Origin of the sequence: Devosia sp. (genome assembly GCF_040509215.1) — a bacterium.
Taxonomy (GTDB): domain Bacteria; phylum Pseudomonadota; class Alphaproteobacteria; order Rhizobiales; family Devosiaceae; genus Devosia.
This window is the reverse complement of the sequence record NZ_JBEVLL010000220.1, coordinates 1-8072: the sequence shown is the minus strand read 5'-3', so window position 1 is coordinate 8072 and position 8072 is coordinate 1. Positions and strand designations below refer to the sequence as shown.

Here is an 8072-nt window from a genome sequence, read left to right as displayed (position 1 = left end):
CGTCAATGTGCGGCCCGAGGGCACGAAGCGCCGCGTGACGTTGCGCCGGGACGATCTCGATCAGCGCTTTCCGGGGTTTTTGGACAGTGTCATCGCCAGCGCGGTCGATCTGCCAGCTGTGGAAACCACGATGCAGAGCTTGCTCTCGGACGACGAAAGCGCCGCCTCCTGATCTGCAAGGCGTCTGAATAGATCAGGGACCCACGACGCCCCGACCCCCGGAATTTCCGGGTGTCTTGAGCGTCTCGGGTCCCATAATTTCAGGCTTGGTGGACAGAAAGAATTCTGCGACCGCAGAAATTCCCGTCCTCTAAATTAGAAGCTGTAGTTCACGCCGGCGCGGATGACGCTGAACTTGTGGCCGATGTCGCGGGCGCCGCCCGGGAGGCCGCCATAGGTCTGGCTGCCGAGGTCGACATAGAGGTATTCGGCCTTGACCGAGATATTCTCGGTGGCCTTGGCTTCGATGCCGAGACCGGCCGTCCAGCCGAAATGGGTGGCCGACTGGGAAGTGTTGACGCCGCCATTGACGACCTGGGACGTGCCGCGACCGAAGGCGGCGCCGAGGGTCACGTAGGGCATGACCTGACCGAAGGTGCCACCAGCGCGGGCGCGGATGGTGCCGAACATGTCGAGCTTGGCTTCGAAGGTGCCGGGGGTGACGGCCGGTTCGCTATAGGCCAGGTTTGCCCACTGCAGGTCGCCTTCGGCACCGATCACGAGGCCGCCCATATCGGCGTTGAAACCTGCCTGCGCACCAGCGGTCCAGCCGGAGCTGTTATTGTTGGTGTTGACGATGGCGGGGGTGTTGGTGGTGTTGCCCCAGAGGTAGCCGCCGTTGACGCCGGCATAGAAGCCGTTCCAGTCGGTGACCGAGCTGGACGAGTACATGGGGGAAGTGGCCGGGGCGCTGTTCCAACCCAGATCGGCGGCTCCTGCCGACGCCGTCAGCGCCAGGAGAGCAGAAATCACAATGGCGGAACGCTTCATTTTTGGCCTCGTCGATATACGCCTAAACATGAGGCCCAAAATCGTCTGAAGGTCTTAATGATCGGGTAAGGAATAAGGTTAACGCACCGGGTTTTATTAAATTGTGAAAGGTGGCGTTAGGGATGGGGCGGGCGACGCGTGAGCCGGTGGCTCCCATACCCCCACCCTCATTCCCTCCCCACAAGGGGGAGGGAGGCGAAGGAACTGCGAAGGGCAGTATGCTTAGCTATGAAGGCCGGGGGCTTCGCGGCCAGTGGAGGCGACATATTCCGTGTAGCCGCCGCCATAGACGTGGACGCCTTCGGGGGTCAGTTCGAGCACCCGGTTGGAGAGCGCGGCGAGGAAATGGCGGTCGTGGCTGACGAAGAGCATGGTGCCTTCATATTGGCTCAGCGCCGTGATCAGCATTTCCTTGGTGGCGATGTCGAGATGGTTGGTCGGCTCGTCGAGGACGAGGAAATTCGGCGGATCAAACAGCATCATGGCCATGACCAGACGCGCCTTTTCGCCACCCGAGAGCACGCGGCACTTTTTTTCGATTTCGTCGCCGGAAAAGCCGAAGGCGCCGGCAAGGGCGCGGAGCGGCGCCTGGCCTGCTTGCGGAAAGCTGTATTCAAGCTGCTGGAAAACGGTCAGGTCGCCATCGAGGACGTCCATGGCGTGCTGGGCGAAGTAGGCCATCTTTACGCTGGGGCCGCGGGAGACGGAGCCGGTATCGGGATCGGTCGTGCCGGTGACGAGCTTTAAGAGCGTCGATTTGCCGGCGCCGTTGATGCCCATGATGGCCCAGCGTTCACGGCGGCGGACGTGGAAGTCGAGGCTGTCATAGATCGAGCGCGAGCCGTAGCTCTTTGAGACGCCCTTGAGGAGGGCGACGTCTTCGCCGGAGCGCGGGGCGGGGCGGAATTCGAATTCGACGGTCTGGCGGCGCTTTGGTGGCTCGACGCGGTCGATCTTGTCGAGTTTTTTTACGCGGCTCTGGACCTGGGCGGCATGGGAAGCGCGGGCCTTGAAGCGGGCGATGAAATCGAGCTCCTTGGCGAGCATGGCCTGCTGGCGCTCGAACTGGGCCTGCTGGTTCTTTTCGGCGATGGCGCGCTGCTGCTGGTAAAATTCGTAATTGCCGGAATAGGTGGTCAGCGAACCGGCGTCGATTTCGACGATCTTGGTGCAGATGCGGTTCATGAATTCGCGATCGTGCGAGGTCATGAACAGGGCGCCCTGGTAGTTCTGCAAAAAGTCTTCGAGCCAGATCAGGCTTTCGAGATCGAGGTGGTTGGAGGGTTCGTCGAGAAGCAGCGCATCGGGGCGCATCAGGAGGATTTTGGCGAGGGCGACGCGCATCTTCCAGCCGCCCGAGAGCGCGCCGACATCGCCGTCCATCATCTCCTGGGAGAAGCCGAGGCCATCCAAAACTTCGCGGGCGCGGCCATCGAGGGAATAGCCGTCGAGTTCTTCGAACTGGTGCTGGATTTCGCCGTAGCGCTCGATGATGGCGTCCATCTCGTCGGCCTTGTCGGGATCGCCCATGTCGGCTTCGAGCGCTCGCATTTCGACGACGAGCGTGCTGACGGGGCCGGCGCCATCCATGACTTCGGTGACGGCGCTACGGCCGCTCATTTCGCCCACGTCCTGGCTGAAATAGCCGATGGTGGTGCCGCGCTCGACCGAGACCTGGCCTTCGTCGGGCTGTTCTTCGCCGGTGATCATGCGGAAAAGCGTGGTCTTGCCGGCGCCGTTGGGGCCGACGAGGCCGATCTTTTCGCCCTTCAGCAGCGTTGCCGATGCCTCGATGAAGACAATCTGCTTGCCGTTTTGCTTGCCGATGCTTTCGAGGCGGATCATGGGAAAAATGCTCTTTGGGGACGTGAGCCGCCCGTAAAGCATTGTCCTCCGCGCGGCGCAAGCACCGCGCGGGCAGATCGGCTATGCCAAAAGGCAAGCTGGCGACAAACTTGGGTTACGCGGCGTCGTTGATGAGGCCTTCGGCCATGCCGTATTCGTGCAGTTTGCGGTAGAGCGTCGAACGGCCGATGCCGAGAGCACGGGCAACGCGGGACATGCGGCCGCCGTGATAGTCCACGGCAAAGGCGATGGCTTGGCGTTCGATATCGGCAAGGGCCTGCAGGTCGCCCGAAGAATTGAGGAAGCGATCCTGCATGGATTGGGCGACGGGTTCGGAGCGGAGGCGGGCCGGGGCGCTGTCGATGTGGATGGGCGCGGCGAGAACCGCAGCCTGTTCGGTGGCGCGGACGGCTTCTTCGCGGCCCGAGGACTGGGCCAGGATCTGCGGAAAATCTTCGACTTCGAGGAAAGCTGCGTCGGCAAGGACGACGGCGCGATAGACGGCATTTTCGAGCTGGCGGACATTGCCCGGCCAATCATAGGCCGAGAGCAGGTCGAGGGCCGCAGGGGTGGCGCCAAGGACACGCTTGCCGGCTTCGGCGGCGAAGCGGGCGATGAAGTGGGAGACAAGGGCCGTCAGGTCTTCGAGGCGCTCGCGCAGGGGCGGAACGTAGATGGGGAAGACGTTGAGGCGATAGAACAGGTCCTCGCGGAATTCGCCGGATTTGGCGAGATTGAGGAGGCGCCTGTTGGTGGCCGAGATCACGCGGACGTTGACCTTTTCGGGGCGAGTGGCGCCGACCGGCTCGATTTCGCCCTCCTGCAGGGCGCGGAGAAGTTTCACCTGAGTGTCGAGGGGGAGTTCGCCGACTTCGTCGAGGAAGAGCGTGCCGCCATGGGCCTCGGCGAATTTGCCGGATTGATCGGCGATGGCGCCGGTGAAGGCACCCTTCTTGTGGCCGAAGAGGACGGATTCAACGAGGTTGGGCGGGATGGCGCCGCAGTTGACGGTGATGAAGGGTTTGCCGGCGCGGTCGGAGCCGCCCTGAATGATACGGGCGACAAGTTCCTTGCCCGTGCCGGTCTCGCCTTCGACGAGAACGGGGATCGGGCTCTTGGCGGCCTTGGCCGAGAGCATGAGGACGCGGGCCATCGAAGGCGCGCTGGCGATCATGTCGGAGGGGGCAAAGGTGCCGGAGCGGCGGGCGTGTTCGGAGCGGATGGCCGCTTCGAGCGTGTCGAGCTTGAGGGCATTGCGCAGCGAGACGACAAGGCGCTCGGGCGAGACGGGTTTTACGAAATAGTCGGCCGCGCCCTGGCGCATGGCGGTGATGACGGTTTCGAGCGAGGAGTTGGCCGTCTGGATGATGACGGGGGTCGTCAGGCCCTCGGCGCGCATGGCGGACATCACGCCCATGCCATCGAGATCGGGCATGACGAGATCGAGGATCATCGCGCCGATCTGGCGGTCGTCGCGCAGAATGGCGAGCGCCTGTTCGCCACCCGTGGCGGTGAGCGGCTTGAAGCCTGCCCGATTGGCGATTTCGGCCGTGAGGCGGAGCTGCACCGGATCGTCGTCGACCACTAGAACGCGCGTCATGCCTATCCCAAATTTGTTTCGTTGTTCGGCACGAATCGAATGTGCCGTTTTGGGAGAGATTGAGGAAAGTGCCTTAAGAGGGTGTTAATCCTAACGAATTTGGTTGGTGATCGCAGGGCAAATAAAAAGGGCCGCGGAAAACTCCGTGACCCCCAGAAGTCAGTTCGTGTGGTCGTCCAGCCAGACTAGTTCCGGTCCGATACGTTGTAGCGGGTGATTTCGTCTTTTACTTCCAGCTTTTTGCGTTTCAGTGTGGAGACCATCAGGTCATCGTATTGGCGATTTTGCATCTCTGCCTGAATCTGCCGGTCTAGTTCCTGATGGCGCCTTTCCAGCGCTGCGATGTGGCCTTCAGTGGTCATAGACAACTCCTTCGACATCGTGGACGAAGGCATAGTCACAAATCTTTCACGCTTTGTCGACCGCCTCAAAAGGGGGTGATCGAATTGAGATGCAAATCGTGATCCGATGCGTTAACCAAGAGTGACTTTGTACACGACTGGCCGGTTTCCTGGATGTTGCAGCTCGACAAGGAACAAGAAGCCCAGTTTGGGCTGGAGCTGGCGACAAAGCGCCAGGAACATGCGGATCTCGATGCCGCCATCCATACATTGACGCAATCGCAATTCGCCGACCGGATGCTGGTGCAGCGGCTAAAAAAGCGGAAACTGGCGCTGAAAGATCGCATCGTGCAGCTCGAGAGTTTCCTCATTCCCGATATTATTGCCTGACGCTTTTGGCGCTGAAGCGTCAATACGCTTCAGTTTCCTGTGTTGGCATGTCTTTGCCCCGAAACCGGTGACCACTTTCGGGAGACATGCCTGAAGCGCCTTGAGCACTACGGCTTTTTAGGCTAGATGCGCGCTTTGCGGAGCGGCAGGGGGAGAACTCGCCATGCTCAAGCCACCAGTTGCCATCGTCATGGGCAGCCAATCAGACTGGCCCACCATGCGGCTGGCCGCCGAAACCCTCGAAAATCTCGAAGTCGAATATGAAGCGCGGATCGTCTCGGCGCATCGTACGCCCGAGCGGCTGGTCGATTTCGCCATGAACGCCAAGGCCGAGGGCGTGAAGATCATCATTGCCGGGGCCGGGGGCGCCGCGCACCTGCCGGGCATGATCGCGGCGATGACGCCGCTGCCGGTGTTCGGCGTGCCGGTGCGGTCCAAGGCGCTGAGCGGCATGGATAGTCTTTATTCCATCGTGCAGATGCCGGGCGGCGTGCCCGTCGGGACGTTGGCTATTGGCGAGCCGGGCGCGATCAATGCGGCGCTACTGGCGGCTGCAGTGCTGGCGCTCAATGACGATGAGCTGGCTGACCGGCTCGACGCGCATCGCGCGCGCCAGACGGCATCCGTTCCGCAATTTCCTTCCGACACCGAGTAGAGCCTTGTCCGATACCTTCCTCGCGCTGCGTCCTGGTTCCACCATTGGTATTCTGGGGGGCGGACAGCTTGGTCGCATGCTGGCCCTGGCGGGCGCCAAGCTGGGATTGAAAAGCCATATCTATTGCCCGGACCCGCAAAGCCCGGCTTTCGATGTGACCCCGTTCAAGACGGTGGCGGCATATGACGACGAAGCGGCGCTGCGGGCTTTTGCGGCGCAGGTCGATGTCATCACTTATGAATTCGAGAATGTACCGGCGGCGACGGCGGAAATCCTGGCGAGCCTGAAGCCATTGCGGCCGGGCGCCAATGCGCTGGCGATTTCGCAGGACCGGTTGGCCGAAAAGGGGTTCTTGGCCTCGAAGAATATTCCGGTGGCGCCTTATCGGGCGGTGCATTCGCTGGAAGATTTGACGGCTGCGGTGGCTGAGCTGGGACTGCCGGCGGTGTTGAAGACCACGCGGCTTGGCTATGACGGCAAGGGGCAGCGCGTGTTGCGCGAGCCGGGCGATGCCGAAGCCGCCTTTGCCGAATTGAAGCCGCATCCGCTGGTGCTCGAGGGGTTTGTGCCCTTCGAGAAGGAAATTTCGGTGGTGGTGGCGCGCGGGGCCGATGGCTCGGTGAAAGCCTTTGATCCGGCCGAGAACGTGCACCGGCACCACATTCTTTTCACCTCGACCGTGCCGGCCGATATTCCGCCCGGCATCGCCAAGCACGCCGCCATGCTGGCCAAGGTGATCGTCGTGGCGCTAGACTATGTCGGGGTGCTTGGCGTCGAATTCTTCGTGCTCGGCGGGGAGCGGCCAAGCCTGGTGGTCAATGAGATTGCGCCGCGGGTGCATAATTCGGGACACTGGACGGAGGCCGTGTGCCTCACGGACCAGTTCGAGCAGCATATGCGCGCGGTGGCCGGCTGGCCGCTGGGTGATCCCCAGCGCTATGCCGATGTGGTGATGCAGAACCTCGTCGGGGACGAAGTTGATATCGTGCCCGCCGAGCTCGACGGGGATACCCAGCCGCATCTTTACGGCAAGGCGGAAGCCCGGCCGGGGCGCAAGATGGGGCACATCAACAGGATCGTGCGCCCCCAGTAGTCAGCGGGCGAGCCAGTTCCTGAAGGCGTCGGCGACGGCTTTTGGGTTTTCCATGGTCGGCAGATGGCCGCTTTTGGCAAAGCGCACGATGTCGGCATGGGGAATAGCGGCTGCCATTTCCTCGGCGAGTTCGGGCGGGGTCAGCGCATCTTCGGTGCCGACGCCGATCAGGGTGGGTACTGTGATCTTTGGCAGGTCGGGGCGGGAATCGACGCGGCTGAGGATCGCCATCTGCTGGCGAATGTAGGCTTCCTGGCCCAAGCGCTCGGCCATGGCCTGGACTTCCTCGGAGAGCGGGGTATTGAGATTGCGCTTGGCAACGAGGCTGGGCAGCAGGCTTCGCGACACGCCGATGAATTTTCCGAGCTTCACATTGTCGATGCCCTTGCGCCGGGCTTCGCGGCGCTCGTCGCTATCGGGGCGGGCAGACGTATCGAGGAGGGCCAGATGCGTGACGCGATCGGGCGCCTGGCGCATGATTTCGAGGGCGACATAGCCGCCCATGGAAAGGCCGGCGAGGGCGAAGCGCGGCGGGGCGGCCGCAAGCGTGCGGCTTGCCATGGCGGAGACCGCGTCATCGAGGGTGAGATCGGCGACCATCGGCGCGATCTCGTCGCGCAGGGGTTCGACGACGTCGCGCCAGAGCCGAGAGTCGCATAACAGACCGGGCAGGAAGACGACGGGTGTCAGCATGGGGTGCAAGCCTCTGAGCGCAATCAGGAAGCGGTAGACCGCTTCGGAATATCAGGCAATACGCCGAATTTCTTGACTCATCTGTGGACAAGTTAAGAGAGGGGCGTTATATAGCGCGCCACGGAGACTGGCTCGGCTGGTCGGCGAAGTGGTTGTTATGGCTATTTCGCATCGAGATTTACAATTTGCCAAAGCTTTGAAGGGGCAGTTGACCTTTGCAAGTAGTCGTTCGCGATAACAATGTTGATCAGGCGCTGCGCGCCCTCAAGAAGAAGCTGCAGCGCGAAGGCGTCTTCCGCGAGATGAAGCTTCGCAACTACTACGAGAAGCCCTCTGAAAAGAAGGCTCGTCAGAAGGCCGAGGCTGTGCGCCGCGCCCGCAAGTTGGCGCGCAAGCGTGCACAGCGTGAAGGCGGTCTGCCCGCCCCGGCCGCAGCGGCGCGTCCCGCAGCGCGCCCGTAAGAAT

Annotated in this window: 9 protein-coding genes; 4 read left to right on the top strand and 5 right to left on the bottom strand. The window is 62.1% G+C overall.

Going from position 1 to position 8072, the window contains the following annotated elements:
• Nucleotides 1–315 precede the first annotated feature (315 nt).
• The 4 genes from ABW043_RS12150 to ABW043_RS12135 form a co-directional block, all read right to left on the bottom strand.
• Nucleotides 316–990: an outer membrane protein gene (locus tag ABW043_RS12150; protein ID WP_353921469.1), complete on the bottom strand. Its 675-nt coding sequence runs from the start codon at nucleotides 988–990 to the stop codon at nucleotides 316–318.
• 222 nt (nucleotides 991–1212) lie between these two features.
• Nucleotides 1213–2835 carry an ABC-F family ATP-binding cassette domain-containing protein gene (locus ABW043_RS12145; RefSeq protein ID WP_353921468.1) on the bottom strand — a complete coding sequence of 541 codons (1623 nt, stop codon included), beginning with the start codon at nucleotides 2833–2835 and terminating at the stop codon, nucleotides 1213–1215.
• Nucleotides 2836–2950: 115 nt separating this feature from the next.
• Nucleotides 2951–4435: a sigma 54-interacting transcriptional regulator gene (locus ABW043_RS12140; protein WP_353921467.1), complete on the bottom strand. Its 1485-nt coding sequence runs from the start codon at nucleotides 4433–4435 to the stop codon at nucleotides 2951–2953.
• A 185-nt stretch (nucleotides 4436–4620) separates the two neighbouring features.
• On the bottom strand, nucleotides 4621–4797 hold the full coding sequence (locus ABW043_RS12135) for a YdcH family protein (RefSeq protein WP_353921466.1): 177 nt from the start codon (nucleotides 4795–4797) through the stop codon (nucleotides 4621–4623).
• Between the two features lie 153 nt (nucleotides 4798–4950).
• Between ABW043_RS12135 and ABW043_RS12130 the strand changes: the two genes are divergently transcribed.
• From ABW043_RS12130 to ABW043_RS12120, 3 genes are all read left to right on the top strand, one after another.
• The gene (locus ABW043_RS12130) at nucleotides 4951–5166 is read left to right on the top strand and encodes a YdcH family protein (RefSeq protein ID WP_353921465.1); all 216 of its coding nucleotides are present in this window, start codon (nucleotides 4951–4953) and stop codon (nucleotides 5164–5166) included.
• A 163-nt stretch (nucleotides 5167–5329) separates the two neighbouring features.
• Nucleotides 5330–5821 (top strand): 5-(carboxyamino)imidazole ribonucleotide mutase, encoded by a 492-nt coding sequence (purE, locus tag ABW043_RS12125; protein WP_353921464.1) that lies wholly within the window; start codon nucleotides 5330–5332, stop codon nucleotides 5819–5821.
• 4 nt (nucleotides 5822–5825) lie between these two features.
• Nucleotides 5826–6914, top strand: coding sequence for a 5-(carboxyamino)imidazole ribonucleotide synthase (locus ABW043_RS12120; RefSeq protein ID WP_353921463.1), 1089 nt, complete (start codon nucleotides 5826–5828; stop codon nucleotides 6912–6914).
• Here the strand turns inward: ABW043_RS12120 and ABW043_RS12115 are convergent, their stop codons facing one another.
• Nucleotides 6915–7607 carry an alpha/beta fold hydrolase gene (locus ABW043_RS12115; protein WP_353921462.1) on the bottom strand — a complete coding sequence of 231 codons (693 nt, stop codon included), beginning with the start codon at nucleotides 7605–7607 and terminating at the stop codon, nucleotides 6915–6917.
• A gap of 215 nt (nucleotides 7608–7822) precedes the next feature.
• Between ABW043_RS12115 and rpsU the strand changes: the two genes are divergently transcribed.
• Complete coding sequence (gene rpsU, locus ABW043_RS12110) at nucleotides 7823–8068, top strand: 30S ribosomal protein S21 (RefSeq protein ID WP_353921461.1); 246 nt, start codon at nucleotides 7823–7825, stop codon at nucleotides 8066–8068.
• Nucleotides 8069–8072 lie beyond the last annotated feature (4 nt).

Coding starts and splice junctions, on each gene's coding strand:
- ABW043_RS12150 (WP_353921469.1), bottom strand. CDS start 990: ATGAAGCGTTCCGCCATTGTGATTTCTGCTCTCCTGGCGCTGACGGCG.
- ABW043_RS12145 (WP_353921468.1), bottom strand. CDS start 2,835: ATGATCCGCCTCGAAAGCATCGGCAAGCAAAACGGCAAGCAGATTGTC.
- ABW043_RS12140 (WP_353921467.1), bottom strand. CDS start 4,435: ATGACGCGCGTTCTAGTGGTCGACGACGATCCGGTGCAGCTCCGCCTC.
- ABW043_RS12135 (WP_353921466.1), bottom strand. CDS start 4,797: ATGACCACTGAAGGCCACATCGCAGCGCTGGAAAGGCGCCATCAGGAA.
- ABW043_RS12130 (WP_353921465.1), top strand. CDS start 4,951: ATGTTGCAGCTCGACAAGGAACAAGAAGCCCAGTTTGGGCTGGAGCTG.
- purE (WP_353921464.1), top strand. CDS start 5,330: ATGCTCAAGCCACCAGTTGCCATCGTCATGGGCAGCCAATCAGACTGG.
- ABW043_RS12115 (WP_353921462.1), bottom strand. CDS start 7,607: ATGCTGACACCCGTCGTCTTCCTGCCCGGTCTGTTATGCGACTCTCGG.